Origin of the sequence: Asticcacaulis sp. AC466, from assembly GCF_000495815.1 — a bacterium.
GTDB lineage: Bacteria > Pseudomonadota > Alphaproteobacteria > Caulobacterales > Caulobacteraceae > Asticcacaulis.
In genome coordinates this window covers 1-301 of record NZ_AWGE01000067.1, presented here as the reverse complement: position 1 = coordinate 301, position 301 = coordinate 1, and the positions used below count along the sequence as shown (strand labels likewise).

The 301-nt window shown below is 51.2% G+C and carries 1 protein-coding gene; it reads left to right on the top strand.

Going from position 1 to position 301, the window contains the following annotated elements; all coding sequences use genetic code 11:
• Positions 1-300 (top strand): DUF2732 family protein (locus AEAC466_RS43510; protein ID WP_023460313.1); only part of this gene is annotated, 300 nt, incomplete at its 5' end.
• Position 301: the final 1 nt, after the last annotated feature.

Here is a 301-nt window from a genome sequence, read left to right as displayed (position 1 = left end):
TTTACTATGAAAGAATCTTCGCTTCTTACTCCAACTTTAACCAGCTCGGCAAATAACGCCTTTCAGCGTGGTGTTGTCGCTGGTACTTGCCGCGCGGTTTCTGCCTTAACAAATGAGTTTCAAGATTTGTTAGATAGCGCGCGTATTGATGAACGTAAAAACCAATCTCAGGTAGCGGCTGCGCGTTTGGTTCGGCTGGCGGCCCACATCACCCAAGAGGGGTTAACAGCGGTCGAGGCTGTGGAGCTGTTGCGCCAAGAGGCTGAAGCCATCGAGCATCAAGCGCAGGAGCTGCACTAAT